This is a genomic window from Pelagibacterium sp. H642, from assembly GCF_031202855.1.
Taxonomy (GTDB): domain Bacteria; phylum Pseudomonadota; class Alphaproteobacteria; order Rhizobiales; family Devosiaceae; genus Pelagibacterium.
Genome location: NZ_CP101829.1, coordinates 2,021,952 through 2,038,323, shown reverse-complemented (window position 1 = coordinate 2,038,323; position 16,372 = coordinate 2,021,952). Strand labels below are relative to the sequence as shown.

The 16,372-nt window shown below is 61.9% G+C and carries 21 protein-coding genes and 1 tRNA gene; 12 read left to right on the top strand and 10 right to left on the bottom strand.

Going from position 1 to position 16,372, the window contains the following annotated elements; all coding sequences use genetic code 11:
- Positions 1–110: 110 nt before the first annotated feature.
- Entirely contained in the window at positions 111–1,052 is a 942-nt protein-coding gene (locus tag NO934_RS10015) for an NAD-dependent epimerase/dehydratase family protein (RefSeq protein WP_309159818.1), read from the top strand.
- On the opposite strand, the gene gluQRS is transcribed toward NO934_RS10015, so the two are convergent.
- Complete coding sequence (gene gluQRS, locus NO934_RS10010) at positions 1,049–1,906, bottom strand: tRNA glutamyl-Q(34) synthetase GluQRS (RefSeq protein WP_309159817.1); 858 nt, start codon at positions 1,904–1,906, stop codon at positions 1,049–1,051. The genes NO934_RS10015 and gluQRS overlap by 4 nt on opposite strands.
- Between gluQRS and NO934_RS10005 the strand changes: the two genes are divergently transcribed.
- From NO934_RS10005 to NO934_RS09995, 3 genes are all read left to right on the top strand, one after another.
- Positions 1,905–2,594: a DNA-3-methyladenine glycosylase gene (locus tag NO934_RS10005; protein WP_309159816.1), complete on the top strand. Its 690-nt coding sequence runs from the start codon at positions 1,905–1,907 to the stop codon at positions 2,592–2,594. The genes gluQRS and NO934_RS10005 overlap by 2 nt on opposite strands.
- A 24-nt stretch (positions 2,595–2,618) precedes the next feature.
- Entirely contained in the window at positions 2,619–3,284 is a 666-nt protein-coding gene (locus NO934_RS10000) for a prolyl oligopeptidase family serine peptidase (RefSeq protein WP_309159815.1), read from the top strand.
- 156 nt (positions 3,285–3,440) lie between these two features.
- The gene (locus NO934_RS09995; RefSeq protein WP_309159814.1) at positions 3,441–3,998 is read left to right on the top strand and encodes an HNH endonuclease; all 558 of its coding nucleotides are present in this window, start codon (positions 3,441–3,443) and stop codon (positions 3,996–3,998) included.
- Positions 3,999–4,003: 5 nt separating this feature from the next.
- Here NO934_RS09995 and NO934_RS09990 read toward each other — a convergent pair whose 3' ends face one another.
- On the bottom strand, positions 4,004–4,516 hold the full coding sequence (locus NO934_RS09990; RefSeq protein WP_309159813.1) for a disulfide bond formation protein B: 513 nt from the start codon (positions 4,514–4,516) through the stop codon (positions 4,004–4,006).
- Between the two features lie 162 nt (positions 4,517–4,678).
- Here NO934_RS09990 and NO934_RS09985 point away from each other — a divergent pair.
- Both NO934_RS09985 and NO934_RS09980 read left to right on the top strand, forming a co-directional pair.
- Positions 4,679–4,765, top strand: a tRNA-Leu gene (locus NO934_RS09985).
- A 33-nt stretch (positions 4,766–4,798) separates the two neighbouring features.
- Positions 4,799–5,407, top strand: coding sequence for a DedA family protein (locus NO934_RS09980; protein ID WP_309159812.1), 609 nt, complete (start codon positions 4,799–4,801; stop codon positions 5,405–5,407).
- Positions 5,408–5,416: 9 nt separating this feature from the next.
- Here the strand turns inward: NO934_RS09980 and NO934_RS09975 are convergent, their stop codons facing one another.
- Positions 5,417–6,865 (bottom strand): CHAD domain-containing protein, encoded by a 1,449-nt coding sequence (locus NO934_RS09975; protein ID WP_309159811.1) that lies wholly within the window; start codon positions 6,863–6,865, stop codon positions 5,417–5,419.
- Positions 6,866–7,004: 139 nt separating this feature from the next.
- Here NO934_RS09975 and NO934_RS09970 point away from each other — a divergent pair, with 139 nt between their 5' ends.
- Positions 7,005–7,754, top strand: a complete 750-nt coding sequence (locus tag NO934_RS09970) for a GNAT family N-acetyltransferase (RefSeq protein ID WP_309159810.1) — start codon at positions 7,005–7,007, stop codon at positions 7,752–7,754.
- Positions 7,693–8,607: a hypothetical protein gene (locus NO934_RS09965; RefSeq protein ID WP_309159809.1), complete on the top strand. Its 915-nt coding sequence runs from the start codon at positions 7,693–7,695 to the stop codon at positions 8,605–8,607. The genes NO934_RS09970 and NO934_RS09965 overlap by 62 nt, the downstream gene beginning before the upstream one ends.
- Positions 8,608–8,615: 8 nt before the next feature.
- On the opposite strand, the gene NO934_RS09960 is transcribed toward NO934_RS09965, so the two are convergent.
- Complete coding sequence (locus NO934_RS09960) at positions 8,616–9,008, bottom strand: helix-turn-helix domain-containing protein (RefSeq protein ID WP_309159808.1); 393 nt, start codon at positions 9,006–9,008, stop codon at positions 8,616–8,618.
- 172 nt (positions 9,009–9,180) lie between these two features.
- Between NO934_RS09960 and NO934_RS09955 the strand changes: the two genes are divergently transcribed.
- Positions 9,181–10,338, top strand: a complete 1,158-nt coding sequence (locus NO934_RS09955) for a D-alanyl-D-alanine carboxypeptidase family protein (RefSeq protein WP_309159807.1) — start codon at positions 9,181–9,183, stop codon at positions 10,336–10,338.
- Here NO934_RS09955 and NO934_RS09950 read toward each other — a convergent pair.
- Entirely contained in the window at positions 10,335–10,595 is a 261-nt protein-coding gene (locus tag NO934_RS09950; protein WP_309159806.1) for a sulfurtransferase TusA family protein, read from the bottom strand. The two genes, NO934_RS09955 and NO934_RS09950, sit on opposite strands and share 4 nt — an antisense overlap.
- 72 nt (positions 10,596–10,667) lie before the next feature.
- Between NO934_RS09950 and NO934_RS09945 the strand changes: the two genes are divergently transcribed.
- The gene (locus NO934_RS09945) at positions 10,668–11,387 is read left to right on the top strand and encodes a PilZ domain-containing protein (protein WP_309159805.1); all 720 of its coding nucleotides are present in this window, start codon (positions 10,668–10,670) and stop codon (positions 11,385–11,387) included.
- Here the strand turns inward: NO934_RS09945 and NO934_RS09940 are convergent.
- Positions 11,368–11,853 carry a CAP domain-containing protein gene (locus tag NO934_RS09940; protein ID WP_309159804.1) on the bottom strand — a complete coding sequence of 162 codons (486 nt, stop codon included), beginning with the start codon at positions 11,851–11,853 and terminating at the stop codon, positions 11,368–11,370. The two genes, NO934_RS09945 and NO934_RS09940, sit on opposite strands and share 20 nt — an antisense overlap.
- A 303-nt stretch (positions 11,854–12,156) precedes the next feature.
- Here NO934_RS09940 and NO934_RS09935 point away from each other — a divergent pair, with 303 nt between their 5' ends.
- Positions 12,157–12,333 carry a hypothetical protein gene (locus NO934_RS09935; protein ID WP_309159803.1) on the top strand — a complete coding sequence of 59 codons (177 nt, stop codon included), beginning with the start codon at positions 12,157–12,159 and terminating at the stop codon, positions 12,331–12,333.
- 1 nt (position 12,334) lies between these two features.
- On the opposite strand, the gene NO934_RS09930 is transcribed toward NO934_RS09935, so the two are convergent.
- The 4 genes from NO934_RS09930 to NO934_RS09915 all read right to left on the bottom strand — a co-directional run bounded on the left by NO934_RS09930 (position 12,335) and on the right by NO934_RS09915 (position 15,358).
- Positions 12,335–12,739 (bottom strand): hypothetical protein, encoded by a 405-nt coding sequence (locus tag NO934_RS09930; protein ID WP_375143246.1) that lies wholly within the window; start codon positions 12,737–12,739, stop codon positions 12,335–12,337.
- 100 nt (positions 12,740–12,839) lie between these two features.
- The gene (fumC, locus tag NO934_RS09925; RefSeq protein WP_309159802.1) at positions 12,840–14,240 is read right to left on the bottom strand and encodes a class II fumarate hydratase; all 1,401 of its coding nucleotides are present in this window, start codon (positions 14,238–14,240) and stop codon (positions 12,840–12,842) included.
- Between the two features lie 117 nt (positions 14,241–14,357).
- On the bottom strand, positions 14,358–14,540 hold the full coding sequence (gene rpmF, locus NO934_RS09920) for a 50S ribosomal protein L32 (protein ID WP_309159801.1): 183 nt from the start codon (positions 14,538–14,540) through the stop codon (positions 14,358–14,360).
- Positions 14,541–14,698: 158 nt separating this feature from the next.
- The gene (locus NO934_RS09915) at positions 14,699–15,358 is read right to left on the bottom strand and encodes a biosynthetic peptidoglycan transglycosylase (RefSeq protein WP_375143298.1); all 660 of its coding nucleotides are present in this window, start codon (positions 15,356–15,358) and stop codon (positions 14,699–14,701) included.
- Between the two features lie 121 nt (positions 15,359–15,479).
- On the opposite strand from NO934_RS09915, the gene NO934_RS09910 reads away from it, so the two are divergent.
- A complete protein-coding gene (locus NO934_RS09910; protein ID WP_309159799.1) occupies positions 15,480–16,370 on the top strand; it encodes a farnesyl diphosphate synthase in 891 nt (296 codons plus the stop codon).
- Positions 16,371–16,372: the final 2 nt, after the last annotated feature.

The following is a 16,372-nucleotide window of genomic DNA, read 5'->3' as shown; positions in this document are numbered from 1 at the left end:
ATCACGTACACGTGTTTTGCTAATCGTCATCTGAATATGAATGGACCAGATTGCCGTCACGCACAAGCGTGTCGGCAAGCATAAACACATTCGCCAACAGGAGCCTCAACATGCCGTTCAATACCATAACCATACTGGGCATCACGGGCGGCATCGGTTACGCCTCCGCCCAGGCCTTCCTCAAAGCCGGCTGGCGCGTCAAAGGCTTTGCCCGCGCCAACCGCCACCCCATCCAAGGCGTTGAATTTATTGCCGGAAACGCGGGCAGCCTCGACGATCTCAAAGCCGCCACCGCCGGCTCGGACCTCGTCCTCAACGGCCTCAATCTCCCCTACCACCAATGGGGCAACGGCGCCGCCGAAAATCTGCTCTCCCGCGTCATCGCCGCAAGTGCTGGAAAAACAATGCTTTTTCCCGGCAATATCTACAATTACGCCGCCACCGACCGCATCATCACCCCCACCACCCCCCAACGCCCCCAGACCTATCGCGGCGAGATCCGGCAGCGCATGGAATCCATGCTCGAATCGGCAGCAAAATCAGGCGATCTGCAGGCCATCATCCTGCGCGCAGGCAATTTCTACGGCCATCCTTTCGGCGGCGATTTCTTCGCCCATCTCATCCTGCGCGAGGCCGAAAAGAACCGCATCTGCCTCAATTCCAGGCGCGAAACCGCCAATGCCTGGGCCTATCTGCCCGATATGGCCAGGGCTTTCGTTGCCCTGACCGAGCGCCGGCAAAGCTTTGGAAGTTTTGAGACTTTTCACTTCGCCGGACACCTGGCAACGCCCAACCAGACCTTCGCCGCGGTGCAAAAAGCGGTGCCCGACCGCTGGCTCAAGCAGACCAGCTATCCCTGGCCGCTGCTCAAGGCCATCGGCCTCTTCAATCCACTTATCCACGGCCTGGTCGAGATGCGGTATATTTGGGACAACGAAATCGGATTGAAGGACGAAAGGCTCGAAAACATCCTGGGCGAAAATTTCGGCATGACGCACGAGCAAGCGATCGCCGAAGTGGTGCGGCCCTATTTCGCCAGCAAGGCGGCCTAAAAGCCGAGCTGGGCGCGAATATCCTCCGGCGTGATGCCAAGGGCCCGCAAACCGGCAAGGCTCTCCGATCCCCGCGATTTGGAGAGCTTTTCGGCGTCTTCCCCCACGATGAGCGTGTGGTGGGTATAGATCGGGCTTTCCAGCTTGAGCAGCGCCTGGAGCAGCACGTGGATGTCGGTGGCCGCATAAAGGTCCATGCCGCGCGTCACATGCGTTACGCCCTGTATCGCGTCATCGATGACGACCGAGAGGTGATAGCTGGTGGGCGTGTCCTTGCGTACGATCACCACATCTCCCCACCGCCCCGGATCGGCCGGTCGGCATACGGGTTTATCCGTAGGGGATGGCATTGCCTCAAAAATTGAAATTTCTTTTGTTTTTTCAATTACTTGATTCATATCAAGCCGCCATTGCACAGGCCGTCCAGCCCGCAGATTCTCCATCCTCTCATCGGCAGATAAGTGCCGGCACGTCCCCGGATAAAGCGGCGCCCCATCGGGATCGGTCCGCCCCCCGCTCGTCGCCCGGATCTCGGCCCGCGAGCAAAAGCACGGATAAATCAAACCCTTGGCCCGAAGCTGATCGGCCGCCGCCCTGTAATCGTCAAAGTGCTGCGATTGAATGCGCACCGGCTCGGGCCATGAAAGCCCCAGCCATTTGAGATCCTCAAACACCGCCGCGACAAATTCGGGTCGACACCGCACCGTATCGATGTCCTCGATCCGCAGCAGCATCACCCCGCCCATCGCCTTGGCCCAACGCTCGGTATAGAGCGCCGAATAGGCATGCCCGAGATGCAGAAGCCCGTTCGGACTTGGCGCGAAGCGGAAAATCGGTAGAGATGAAAGAGACATGCCCACAACCTCACTTAAAGCCCCTATCACGCCCGCGACCGCCGCTCCACCCCGGCTCGATTCGCAGGAGGCGCTGGCCTTCCACCTCGAGTGCCTGGGGCGCCTCGACGAACGCCTCGCCGCCGCCATCGCCCGGGCCGGCGAGATCGCGCCGCGCACCGCGCCACGGGGCTTTGCAGGCATGTCCCGCATCATCTGCGGCCAGCAGGTTTCGGTCGCCTCGGCCCGCGCCATGTGGGGGCGCCTGGAAGATCTCGGCGCGGTAACCCCCGCGGCCTACCTCGCATTCGATGAGCAAACCCTCAGGAATGCCGGGCTTTCGCGCAACAAATACGAGACCATCCGCTCCCTCGCGCTCACCGTCACCGAAGGCGGGCTGGACTTTTCCGCCGTCGAGGCCATGGACGCCGAAGCGGCCATCGCAACGCTCACCAAGCTCAAGGGCATCGGCCCCTGGACCGCAGAAATCTACCTTCTCTTCTGCGCCGGCCATCCAGACGTTTTCCCCGCCGGCGACCTCGCGTTGCAAAAGGCCGTCGAGCACGCCTTCTCGCTTCCCGCGCGCCCCCTACCCAAAGAGCTGATCCCGCTCGCCGCCACCTGGTCGCCCCATCGCGGCGCGGCGGCCATCATGTTCTGGCGCTATTTCTCCGCCATGAAGAATTCCAACGCCTGGGACGCCCTCTAGGCTCTTGAACCACAAGGACAATCGATGACCACGCCCGTCAAACTCTCCGGCCCCATGCTGCCGCCTGCCTCCGGACACGCCAAAAGCGCCGTGGTTCTTCTTCATGGCTATGGCTCGGATGGGCGCGATCTGATTTCGCTCGGCCAGTTCTGGCGCGACAGTTTCCCCGATACCCTGTTCGTCGCCCCCAATGCCCCGGAAGTGTGCGGCGGCAACCCTTTCGGATATCAATGGTTTCCGCTCGATCTCGAGCGCGACCGCGATCTTTCGCGGCTGGTCGGTGCCGAAACCGCCGCTCCGGTCGTCACCTCCTTCCTCAACGACCTCTGGGCACAGACCGGCCTCACGCCCGGCCAGACAATCCTGGGCGGCTTCTCCCAAGGCGCCATGATGGCCCTCTATGCCGGCCTGCGGCTGCCCGAATCACTTCTGGGCATCGTCTCTTGCTCGGGTCTTGTGGTCGCCCCCGAAAAGCTCGGAAACGAAATCGCCTCCAGGCCGCCGGTTCTTTTGATCCATGGCGATATGGACGATGTGGTTCCCGTGATGGGCAGCGAAGTGGCGCTTCCCATCCTTCTCGACCTGGGAATTGAGGCCAAACTGCACATTTCCCAGGGCACCGGCCACTCCATCGCCCAGGACGGGCTCGATGCCGCCACGGCATTCCTCAGGGAACGCTTAGGCATCTGATATCCCCACACCTTTTCAACAAAGTTCTTCACAGGCCTGTCACAAGAGGCGTAGAGTATTGCAATGGAATCGCCGGAGCGCTTCCGGCAAGCGGTGAGAGCGCAATCGAGTTTGGGAGCGCGACGGGGATGAGTGATCCATACCCCGGAGGGTTCAGTGACAATTCACGTGTCACCCCAGGCCTGCCCCGCGCTCGTTCTGAACGCCGATTACCGGCCGCTCAGCTATTATCCCCTGTCGCTCTGGAGCTGGCAGGACGCCATCAAGGCAGTCTGTCTCGAACGCGTTCACATCGTTTCCGAATACGATAAGGTCGTTCGAAGTCCGAGCTTCGAGATGCGCCTGCCGAGCGTGATTTCGCTCAAGGACTATGTCCAGCCCGCCAAATACCCCGCCTTCACCCGCTTCAACGTTTTCCTGCGCGACAGATTTCAGTGCCAGTATTGCGGCTCGCGGCACGATCTGACCTTCGACCACGTCATTCCGCGCTCCAAGGGCGGGCGTACCACCTGGGAAAATATCGTGGCCGCCTGCTCACCCTGCAATCTGCGCAAAGCCAACCGCACGCCTAAGGAAATCGGCATGATGCCGCGCCAGATGCCGTTCCAGCCCACGGTTCACGACCTGCACAACAACGGCCGCGCCTTCCCGCCCAACTACCTGCACGATAGCTGGCTCGACTATCTCTACTGGGATATCGAACTGGAGCCTTAAACCAATCAGACCTTATTTCGCCGGGTCTGCCCGACGATGCTGGCGATCAGCAGGACGAAAATCGCCGCGGAAATCAGGGCATTGAACCCCGCCAGCGAGACCCCGAACATCTCCCACTGCACGGCGTCGCACGGCACGATCCGCACATCGTTCAGGTTCGAGAGCGAATCCAGGCTCATGACGCTGTCGTCGCCCACCCCGGTGCAGCTTTGCGGACCAGGCCACCAGCCCCATTCCACCCCGGCGTGGTAGACCCCCATATAGGTGCCCCAGGCAAAGAGCGCCGCCGAAATGCCCAAGAGCCCAAGGCGCACCGGCAGAGGCAGCCTGTCCCAGACGATTACCGCAACACCAATGAGCGGCAGGCCGATATAATAGGGCCAGCGCTGGGTGAAGCAGAGCTCGCAAGGATAAAGCCCGCCGATATATTGGAAGGCGAGCGCCCCCAGAATGGCGGCAAGCCCCAGGATGCCGGCGGCGCTTGCGCCCTTGCGTTCCGTGCTCATTGCGTCAAGCATTGGTTCGTCCATCAAATAGCCTTGGCTTTACCGGTCTCTAGAGCAATACCGGCGTCGCCGCCAGCCTGCAAATCTGCGTGATCGCCAGCGCCGAAAATCAGCGATTGACGCCCCGCCCGGTTTGCCTATAGTCCGGCGCGTCGCTTCGGGCGGCTCACCGTCGCGGGCGTGGCGGAACTGGTAGACGCGCCAGACTCAAAATCTGGTTCTGGAAACAGAGTGTCGGTTCGATTCCGACCGCCCGCACCATCTCCTCGGCCGCCAACCGACCAAGGAATCTCAATGAGCGACTGGATTATCGGCACCATCACCGATTGGGGCTATTTCGGCATCTTCATGCTGATGCTGATCGAAAACATTTTCCCCCCCATCCCGTCCGAATTGATCATGCCCTTTGCCGGCTATGTCGCCGCCACCGGCCAGTTGAACACCGTGGGTGTGATGATCGCCGGCGTTGCCGGTTCCCTGCTGGGCACCAGCGTCTGGTACATCGCCGCCCGCCTGCTGGGCATCGACCGCTTCCGACGCCTGTGCAATTGGTTCGGACGCGTCGCGACCATCAACGAGCGCGACATCGACATGGCTGTCCATTGGTTCGACCGCTATGGCACCTGGGCGGTGCTTTTGGGCCGCCTCATACCCGCCATCCGCACCCTGATTTCCGTGCCGGCCGGGCTCGCCGCCATGCCGGTGTGGAAGTTTCTCGCCATCTCGCTGGTCGGCACCACGATCTGGACGGGCTTGCTCGCCGGCGCAGGCTTCGTGCTGCATGAGGGCTACCATATCGTCGAAGCCTGGGTGGACCCGGTGTCCACCGCCGTCGTGATCCTGGCCGTGGTGATCTACATCTATCGCTTCATCACCTGGAAGCCGATCAAGGATATCGGTTGAGGCGAAGGCCTATTTCCAGAACGGCCGGGTGCCAGTCAGCGCATCGCATGCCGATGCGGCGCGCCTGATGAGTTCGTCCATGTCGCCTTGCTGGCTTCCGACCTCCGCATCGGCCAAGCCGTGCCGGTCCAAAAGCATGGGCCTGGCGGCAAGGTCGTTGAGATCGCCCAACGCCTCCTGGACCGCCTCCAGGCGCTTGAGAAACTGCTCGTAACGCTTGCCGGTTCGGCCCGAAGCATAGAGCCCGGCAAAGAACTCGGTGCCATAACGTAGTTTCTTGGCGAGCTTGCGTGCCTCGTGGCGCTCGGCATCGCTGAGTTTCTCGAGGCCGGCGCTTTGCTTTTTGAAGCGCTTGAAAAGCTTGGTGAGCGCCATTGCAGAAAAATCGGAGACCTTGGCGTTGCGCGCATCCTTATTTCCGGAGCGCTCCCGCCAGCCCCCCGTTGCCAGCCACTGGGCGAGATCGAGCATCAGCGCGCGGGATCGGACATCTGAAAGCGTCTGCTTGACCGCCTCATAGCTGGACGCGCTTTCCTCCATCAAGGCCTGGCGCAGATCGTCGGTGTGCGCGGTTTTGAACAGGACATCGAGATCGCGCGCTTCGCCCAGTTCCCCAGCCAGCCATTTGAGCTCGTCGCGCAATCGCTCGCTACGCTCGTCCTCGGCAATGTCCCTGAAGATCGATATTGCCGAACGCAGCCGCCGCAGGGCCACACGGGCTTGATGCAGGGCATCCGGCGCCCGGCGCCTTAGCAAAATATCCTCGTTGAGACGATACTGGCGCAGACAGCCGGCTGCTATCGCTCTCATCGCGTCCTCGACCGTATCGGAGGGGGACAACGGTATGGGATCGGCCTTAAAGCTCCGGGCCACCGCCTCGAGCAGCCGCTGGCCTCGCTCGGCCTTGCTCACCGTTCCAAGCCGGGCGGGAGCGACCGCATCGATCTCCCGCGCCAGGGAAAACAGCGCATGCGAATCCCCACTTTTAAGCTCCAGTTCGGCCTCGCAGAACGTGCTGCGCCGATCCTCGGCCACCACTTCCCCGCTGTCGATCGCCGCTTCGATGCTGGTGTTTTCCCGCGCGATCTGCAGTACGCGGCGCTCGACCAGCACCTCGAATATCGGCTCCAGTGCATTGAGGGTCTGAGGCGGCAGGCCGATCAGCGGCGTATCCTCGCCGATCTGGAGCGCTGGCCCGGAAACCGGCTTTTCCCATTCGTCACGGACGAAAAACCCGGCGCTCGTCTGGCCGTTGGCTTTGATCGTCTGCACCCAGCCCGTGCCGTCATGGCGCACGCGCAGCGACATGCCGGCCTTGCCCAAGGCGCGTCCCGGCGTATCGAAATAGATGGCCCGCAGCGGCAGGGTTTTGACCTCGCCCTGCGCCTTTGCCCAATCGGTGAGCCGCTCCGCATCCTCCGCCGCAACCTGCAATTTGAGTTCGGCTTCCTCGCCCATGTCACCGTCCCTTCGCTGTCCCTCCCGGCTTGCCAAGGTAAACACTCAACGCTCAAAGCGCCAACTGCGGAACACAGAGACGGCCAGTGCATTAACCTTTCCGCAATCAAGGTTAACGCCTCTCCAAGGGACCGCAGCCATGCTTTCCATCGAGCCTCTCCACCCCGCCGACATACCGGCAACGGCGATGCTGCACCGGCAGAACCTGCATCTTGGCCTGTTCCCGCGATTGGGGAGGCACTTTCTTGGTCTTTATCAGGAGAGCTTCGCGCGTTCCCCCTATGGGATCGCGCTTGTCGCCCGCTCCGATGACGAGGTGATTGGCGCGCTATTCGGCACCACCTCCAATGCCGAACACTATCGCTGGGTCACCCGCCATTTCGGACCGCAGCTTGCGGTGGCAGGCGGAGGCGCCCTGCTGTCGCGTCCACACGTGGCGCTGGATTTCGCCCGCACCCGCCTCGGACGCTATAGCCGCGGCATTGCCCGGCATATCGGGCTGTTGCCCACGCCGGCACCCCGAAACGGCGGACCGAACACGCTTTCGGTTCTCAGCCATATCGTCACCGCCGCTGCCGCACGGCGGCGTGGTGTGGGACGCGGACTGGTCGAGGAATTCAAGGCCCGCGCCAGCGCCACCGGCGTGCATCGTGCTTTCCTTGTCACCGAAGAGGGTGGATTGGGAACGCCGTTTTTCGAAAAACTCGGCTGCAGGCTGATTGCCCGGCGCACGGGGCAGGACGGCGCGGTGTTGCGCGAATACAGGATGATACTGGACGAGGCAGGCGCTTATGAGGAATTGGGTAGCGATCGGGGCAATCTTACTGTTGTGCACGCCTATCCCAACAGGCTCCGCCCAATCCATCCTGTCTCCGCCCACCGGCACTGAAGCACCGGCGATCATCCCGCTCGGACCCCATCAGAACGGGGCCGAGCCGGTTTCCCCCAACGAGACCCATCCCAACGCCAAGCGGCTTGCAAGCGAAGTCGCATTGGCGCTGACCAATTACAGCGCCAATGAATCGGCCGCCGATATTGCGGAGCGGGTGAGCTTTGCAAGCGCCGGTGCTGCCGTCCAATTGGCGGAGGCGTTTCATTTCCCCGGCGCCTGGTCGCAGGGGCGGATTCTCTATCCCCAACTGGGCGGATTGGGCGAAGAGGCTGCTTCGGTGATGGTGGTCACCGAGCAAATGGTTGGGACACCAGACGGCGTGCGCGTCTTTATCCGCACGCTCGACGTCCGGTTGGCGCTTGTCGAGGGCTCCTGGCATTTCGCGCGGCTCGCTTCCGAAGGCGGAACACAGATTATGCCGACCGGCCCAGTTCCCCAGATCGCGCTGACGGTTCTCAATGACCCGCGCATCGAGATGCCGGATTCGGCCCGGTGGGACATCCTATCGGGTAATATCTCGACCAATCTGCTGACGGTAATGGCCCGACTGGCCGAACGCACGCCCTATGGGGTCACCACGCTCTCCCAGGGACATCCTTATGAAGTGTTCGGCACCGACCGGCAGTCCGATCATACCCGTGGCCGTGCCGTCGATATCTACAGGCTAGGAAATACGCTGGTGATCGACGACCGGGCCTCCGGCTCGTTCACCCACGATATCGTCAAATGGCTCTACGACCAGCCGGAAATCCGCCAGATCGGATCACCCTGGGCCCTGGATGGGTATGGTGGGCGCTCGTTTACCGACAAGCTGCATCAGGACCACCTACACGTGGCCGTCGCGCAGTAGAACCCGCGTCAGGCGCTTCTGCGCTCGGAGATGTCGTGAGCCTGCGCCCGGTCGTAGGCCGTGCGTGCCTTGGCGACGGCATGCTGGTGGGCGGCAGCCCAATCCCAGAGCGCGCTGATGGGGCCCGTCAAGGTAAAGCCCAGTTCGGTAAGCTCATATTCGACGCGCGGCGGTATTTCGGGATAGACAGTTCGCGTCACCAACCCGTCGCGTTCGAGGTTGCGGAGCGTAAGCGTCAGCATGCGCTGGGAAACGCCATCGATCGCCCGGCGCAATTCGGAAAAGCGCATGGTACCGTCCTTGAGCCGATCGACCACCATGACGCTCCATTTGTCACCGATCCGGTTGAGGATATCCCCCATCGCGGCGCAGACTTCAGTTTCCTCGGATTCGTCGGTCATAGCCGGAAGCCTCCTCGCTTGCGGGCTGGCAAAGATATAGGCGCGCATCCTTCCGATGGAAACCCCATGCCGGACCGAGCAAGATGGGCATAGCCGGGCTACGGGCATTGTTCTGCCAAATTTGCCCTGTTATGCAGGTTCCGTCCCATTAACAGTCGATTGCGAAGCCATGGTGGAAACCCCTGTTAGGCGATTGCTGTCCCTTTGCGTGATCGCTCTTGCGACGCTGGTGGGATCCATTGCCCCTGCTTTTGCCCTGCCCCAGCTTCTGATCGACATGCGCACCAACGAGGTGCTCTATCAGAACGATGCGGGCGTGCCCTGGCATCCCGCCTCGCTCACCAAACTCATGACCGCGCTCATCGCCTTCGAGGCCATTGAAACCGGTCAGGCCTCGCTTTCGACCCCGGTCATTTCCTCGGCCAATGCGCTGTCGGTCCCGCCCTCCAAGATGGGTTTCCCGGAAGGCACGGCCATCACGCTCGAAGATGCGCTCTATCTTCTAATTGTCAAATCCGCCAACGACATCGCCGTGGCGATCGGGGAAACCATCGCAGGAAGCGAGCCGGCCTTTGTCCAGATGATGAACGCGCGCGCCGCCATGATGGGATTGACCGGAACTCACTTCGTCAATCCCCACGGCCTGCACGATCCCGCCCAGGTGACCACCGCCCGTGACATCGCCATGATCGCCCTCACGATCAAGGCGCGCTTTCCCCAGTATGATTCGATGTTCTCGACGCGCACCGTGGCCTTCGGGGAGTCCCGCTCGCACTCCAATAACGAACTTCTGACCGGCTTTGCCGGCACCGACGGCATGAAGACGGGCTATGTCTGTTCGTCCGGGCTCAATATCGTCGCCACCGTAACGCGCGGAGGCCGGCAGCTCATGGCCGTGACGCTGGGCGCCAACTCGACCCGCGAGCGCGGCGAAATGACCGCTCAGATGCTGTTTTCAGGCTTTGCCGGCGGCTATCGCGGCACCGGTGTGAACGTGGTCGACATCCCCAATCAAGCCGGCATCGCCCCGGTCGACATGCGCGCCAACATCTGCGGCGCAGGCGCCGAAACCTATGCCGAGCAGCGCATGGAAATCTTTTCGGCCGGACTGGACGGGCAGATCTCCTACCTGACCGACACCATCGTTCCGCCCACCCACACGATCTCTACCCTTGGGCGGCTTGCCGACGTTCCCCTGCCCCGCCCGCGCCCCGATATGGGCTTCGGCGGCGCACCGGCTGTGGCCGCCGGTGCTGCCAATGACAATATCGGCTTTGGCGATTCATCGATCATGTCGCTGACACCCAATGCCGGGATTGCGGGCAACTAATCCCGATCTCCAAGGCTTTTGGTTATCAGGAAGCGGGTGGCCCCGTCGGGCTCCGACTCTACCGCCACGGCATGCCCCTGCTGCCGGCAAAAGAGCGGGATATCGATTTTCGCCACCGGATCGGTAGCCAGAACGGTCACCTGGGCTCCGGCCGGTGCGTTGGCGAGCGCTTTTTCGAGCTTAAGGACCGGTAACGGACATTTGAGCCCCCTGGCGTCCAGAAGGAGAGCGCGGCGAGCCTCATAGTCGAAATTCATCAGCATCCTCCAGGAAAACGGCTCGTTTACCAAGTAATGATACGTATGGGGCTTCCAGGGCGGGGGCACCGAATGGATAAGCGGGACGACGTTTCCCCAGGCACGGCTTCCTTAGACGACCGCACGCGGGTGCTCGTCAATATGCGAGGCCGCTACCATCTCGAAAAATGGCAGCACGCACCGGACCGCAAGGTTTCCCTGTTCGCCTGCCGCATTCAGCGGCTCTCCCCGGCCACCATACTGATGAACGCACCCGTCTCGGGGGAGATCGGTGACTGGGTAGTGGCCCAGTTCAACGAATTGGGCCGATTGCGCGGCCAAATCCAGCGCCGATTGGGCTTTGGCTTTGTGATGTCGCTCGACCTGGACGAACAAGCGCGCCGCAAAATGCTCGAAAAAATCGTCTGGTTCGAGAAGTTCCAGAATTTCGCGGTATCGGATACCCGCCGCCATACCCGGATCGTTCCGACCAACCCGCAGTCGACGCTGGTGCTACCCGATGCCAGCCTCGTGTCGTGCTTTGTGATTGATATTTCGAGCTCGGGGGCTGCCGTCTCGGCTGATATCGAGGTCAAAATCGGCATGCCGCTGGCATTGGGAACTGTGGTCGGGCGCGTCGTGCGTCAGCTCGATCCCGGATTCGCCATTCAGTTCATCGAGACGATCCCATCGGCCGATCTCGAGCGGCGTCTGATCCGCTCCATTGACCAGCTGGCGCCTGATCTGCGCAAGCACATTCAGGCAGCCGGCCAGCCCCGGAATCGGTCAAAGGCTAGCGTCCCAGCAGCATGACCCAATGGGTGCCATAAGCCGAGTTGGGGTCGTAGACCGCCGCAAAGCCGGCACGCCGCGCATCGCTCTGGGCCAGAACATTGGCATCGGCCGGGCTGTTGCGCCAACCTGAGAAGGTTTCCGCGAAATTGGTGTATCCGGCTGAAAGCCGCATGGCGGCCGCACCGGCCGGCATGGCCGGAGGATTGCCGCTGCTGGCATATTGGGCGGCGATGGCCTGGGCCTGAGCGTCGAGCGCCGCATCGGCGGCGAGCGGCGCCACCCCGCGCGTTGCACGATATTGATTGATGATCCCGAGAGCCGCCTGCCGATCCATCTGCGCTCCTGGAGACGCGATTTGCGCCACCAGCCCCGGTGCAAGGGCGCCGCCCGTGTTGGGCGCTCCGCTGCATGCGGCGAGTGCGCCGACGCACAGAGCGGCAAAGGCAAAACGGGACAGGCGGGCGGGAGCGAAATCGGAAATCATGGGATCGGCCTCTTGGGTCTGGTCCGGAAACGTTTTCCCTCCAAACCGCAACAAAGCCGCGAAATTGCGGCGCGTCTGTTACCGCTCCGTTAACGCCGTCATCCTCTCCCCGTTAACCATGCAACGCTGACGCTGTGGCAATCGTTAACAAATCGTTGCCAACTGGCATGGCGATTGCGACATCTTGGGTAGGCTCGCGGCAAAAGCGTGCCAGATTGGGACGAAGTGTCCCGTCCTGGAGCGGGTAAGATAGTGGATAGCAACGGCGCAAAAAACCGAACTGTTTCGGCACATCGCCTGCCGATGAGCCTGCCGCTCCCGCGTGCTCCACGGCCGGCGGTCCAGGCGGCGTTCATCACTCAGCTTTTAGGATCAAGTGTCATCACCCACCAGCCGCATGCCGCCGAGCGCTACCGTCTGGCTGAAGCGAGCGACAAGCGGCGCTTGCCCATGGGCTATCGCAAATCGGTATCGGCCTAGGCTATTCGACACCACCGAACTGCACGTCGCGCGCCGCCGCCCGGATGGAAACGGTAAAGCCCGCGATCACATCGATGAGCGCCATCACCATGAGAATGAAGAATACGGAGGTGGCGGCAAAACCGACCAGCAGGAATTCAACCAGGCAGATGACAAAGACCAGCGTCGAGAGCATGTGGTCGACGACCGAGGCGTTGCCGAACCGCGTGGCCTTGAGAATCTCACCGAACAGCAGCACGAGCGAGACGACGATGAAGATGTCGCCGACGCTCAAATCCCATACCCCGCCCGATACCATGGTAATGATCGCGATCGGCGCGGCCCAGGCTTCGCCATTGGAAAAGCCGAACAAGGCCATGACGTTATAGACGATCAGCGGCAGAGCCAGAAGCGGCGGGACGAACATGGCGGTCTCGGACGAATAGGGTTCGGCATGGCGGGAGACTGCCCTATTGGGTGTCGATTGGCCAGAGAAAAGGGGCCGGTCGCGCCGGCCCCCTCGTGCTTTACTTTTTGACCGGCAGCGGCCCCACCATTTTTTCCGGCCTTACTTCGGCATCGAACTCTTCGCCGGTCAGAAGCCCCAGATTGATGGCTTCCTCGCGCAACGTCGTGCCGTTCCTATGCGCCGTCTTGGCGATCTTGGCGGCGTTGTCATAGCCGATCTTGCGGTTGAGCGCGGTCACCAGCATCAGAGAATTGTTCAAATGCTCGGTGATCTTCTTACGGTCGGGTTCGATGCCGACAGCGCAATTGTCGTTGAACGATTTCGCGGCATCGGCGAGGAGCCGCACCGACTGGATGAAATTGTACGCGATGACAGGCTTGAAGACGTTGAGCTCGAAATTGCCCTGGCTCGCCGCAAAGCCGATGGTCGCGTCATTGCCCATGACCTGGGCGACGACCATGGTCATGGCTTCCGACTGGGTCGGATTGACCTTGCCCGGCATGATCGATGAGCCGGGCTCATTTTCAGGAATGGTGATCTCGCCAAGTCCCGACCGTGGGCCCGAGGCCAGCCAGCGCACATCATTGGCGACCTTCATCAGCGCGGCGGCGAGCTGCTTGAGCGCGCCCGAGGCTCCCACAAAGGCATCGTGCCCCGCCAGGACGGCAAATTTGTTTGGCGCCGTCACGAACCGGTGGCCGGACAGCTTGGAGATTTCCTCGGCCACCGTCGCGGCATAATCGGGATGGGTGTTGAGGCCGGTCCCCACGGCCGTGCCGCCCAGCGCCAGCTCGCGGAGTTGGGGGAGCGTGGCTTCGACCGCCTTGAGCGCAAGATCGATCTGCGCCACCCAGCCCGAGATTTCCTGGCCCAGCGTCAAGGGCGTTGCGTCCTGGAGATGGGTGCGGCCGATCTTGACCACCTCCATGAACTCTTCGGACTTTTTCGCCAGCGTGTCGCGCAACAGCTTGACCTTGGGGAACAGTTTGTCCTCGACCACCGTTACCGCCGCAATGTGCATGGCGGTGGGATAGGTGTCGTTGGACGACTGGCTCATATTGACGTGGTCGTTGGGATGGACAGGCTTCTTGCTGCCCATCTCGCCGCCAGCCATCTCGATGGCGCGGTTGGAGATCACCTCGTTGACGTTCATGTTGGATTGGGTGCCCGAGCCGGTCTGCCAGACGACCAGGGGGAAATGATCGTCGAGCTTGCCGGCGATCACTTCATCGGCGGCGGCAACGATCAGGTCGCGGGTCGCCTCGTCCATCAACCCCAGACGGGTGTTGGTAATGGCTGCAGCCTTTTTGAGGATGCCGAAAGCATGGACGATTTCGAGCGGCATCCTTTCGCCGCCGATATCGAAATTCATCAAGGAACGCGCGGTCTGGGCACCGTAATATTTCTCGTTGGGAACCTCGATTGGCCCCATCGAGTCGGTTTCGGTCCGCGTGCTCATCAAAAATCCTCCATGCGATGGCCAACAAAAAGGCCAGCCCTTTTTCAAGGACTGGCCGTAATCCCGACGGGTAGCCCCGTCAATGGCGCTTTGGTCTAAGCGCGAAGCGCAAAAGCGTTAGTTGCTCTTGGGCTCGAGAATCTGACGGCCGCGATACATGCCCGACTTGAGGTCCACATGGTGCGGACGGCGAAGCTCACCGCTGTCCTTGTCCTCGACATAAGCTGCGGCCTTGAGCGCGTCGGCCGAGCGGCGGAAACCGCGCTTCATCGGCGTCGTCTTCCTCTTGGGAACTGCCATTTCCATCTACTCCATTCTTGCCGCGCAACCCACGAGGGACAAAGAGGTCCTGCCGCGCCGGTTACGCTTAAAACCGTCATACCGTGTTCGGATTGGGGCGCTCTATACAGGATCGGCAAGCGCTTGGCTAGTCTTGCTATCGCGAAAATCGCGACACGCTAGAGTTCCGCTGGCCCGTTGAACAGGCACGAGGCATTGGCGGAAAACCGCCGGGCGCGCGCTTCGACGATTTGCGCCACGCTCATCAGCCCAGCCGTGGGATTGCCTGGGCGGCGCACATGGGGATTGGGGAGGGCGACGGTGAGGAGCGCTGCCCGCTGCCAGGTGAAATTTTCAGCGCTCGTGCCATATGCCGCCTCGGCCCCCGCCGCCACGCCGAATTGGCCACTGGGTCCCCATTCGGCGATGTTGAGATAGATCTCCATGATCCGGCGCTTGGGCAGAACCAGATCGATATAGACAGCCAGCGGCACTTCGAGCACCTTGCGGATCACCGACCGATCGTTCCAGAGAAACAGGTTGCGCGCCACCTGCATGGTGATGGTCGAGGCGCCCCGCGCCTCCTCCCCGGCCAGGAAATTGTCGATCTCTGCTCTGAGCGCTGCGACATCCACGCCATGGTGCGAGCAGAACTGCCCGTCCTCGGACAGCACCACGGCGGTTTTGAGCCGGTCGGAGATCTGGTCGATATCGCGCCATTCACGGACGACCGGCTGACCCGTGACGTAGCGGGAGAGCATCAGAGTCGAGACCGGCGGCACCACCCAATAAAGAGGCACCAGGACCAAGACGAGACCGATCACCGCCGCGATCAGCATCAGCGGCAAGGCCAGCCAGAATGTCCACCCGCGTTTTTTGCGTCCCGCCAAGCCGGCCCCTTTCGTCCTTCGCGCTGCCCGCGCTTGTAGAATGACGCGAGAGGCTTTAGCAAACCCTGCTATGAGCGAACATGAATTCGAGACTGAACTCTCCGCTTGCGCTGCCGATATCGAAGCCTTCCTCAGCAAGAGGCTCGACACGATTGCCGCGCCGCCGCGCCTGCTGGCCGCCATGCGCCACGGTGCACTTGGTGGCGGCAAGCGCCTGCGGCCTCTGCTCGTGCGGCTTTCGGCCGCCCTGTTCGGCGTTCCGGTCCAGGACAGTCTCTCCGCCGGCGCGGCGCTTGAAATGGTCCATTGCTATTCGCTGATCCATGACGATCTGCCCGAGATGGATAATGACGAATTGCGCCGCGGCAAGCCCACCGTCTGGAAGGCATTCGATCCGGCCCTGGCGATCCTGGCTGGCGATGCGCTCCTGACCGAGGCATTCGCGCTGATGGTCGATCCGCACACGCATCAGGACCCGGCAATCCGCGCCGATCTCGTCGCCACGCTGACGCTGGCTGCCGGTTCGGCGGGCATGGTGGGCGGTCAGGTGCTCGATATCGAAGGGGAAACCACCCCGCTCGATGAGGACGGCATTTTTCAAATGCATGCGAAAAAGACCGGCGCGCTGATCAGGGCCAGTGCGGAAATCGGCGCAATTCTGGGCAAGGCCGGCCATGAGGAGCGGGCAGCGCTGGTGCTTTATGGGATTTCTGCCGGTCTTGCTTTCCAACTCGCCGACGACATTCTCGACGTCACCGCCACCTCCGATGCGCTTGGCAAGACTGCCGGCAAGGATGTGGCACAGAACAAATCGACGATCGTGGGGTTGCGGGGTCTCGGTGGGGCCCGCGAAATACTCAACCACGCCGTCGATCAGGGGCTCGGTGCCCTCAAGGATTTCGATGAAAGGGCCGATCCGCTGCGCGCTTTGATCCGCCATTTCGCCAAGAGGAGTTACTGAGC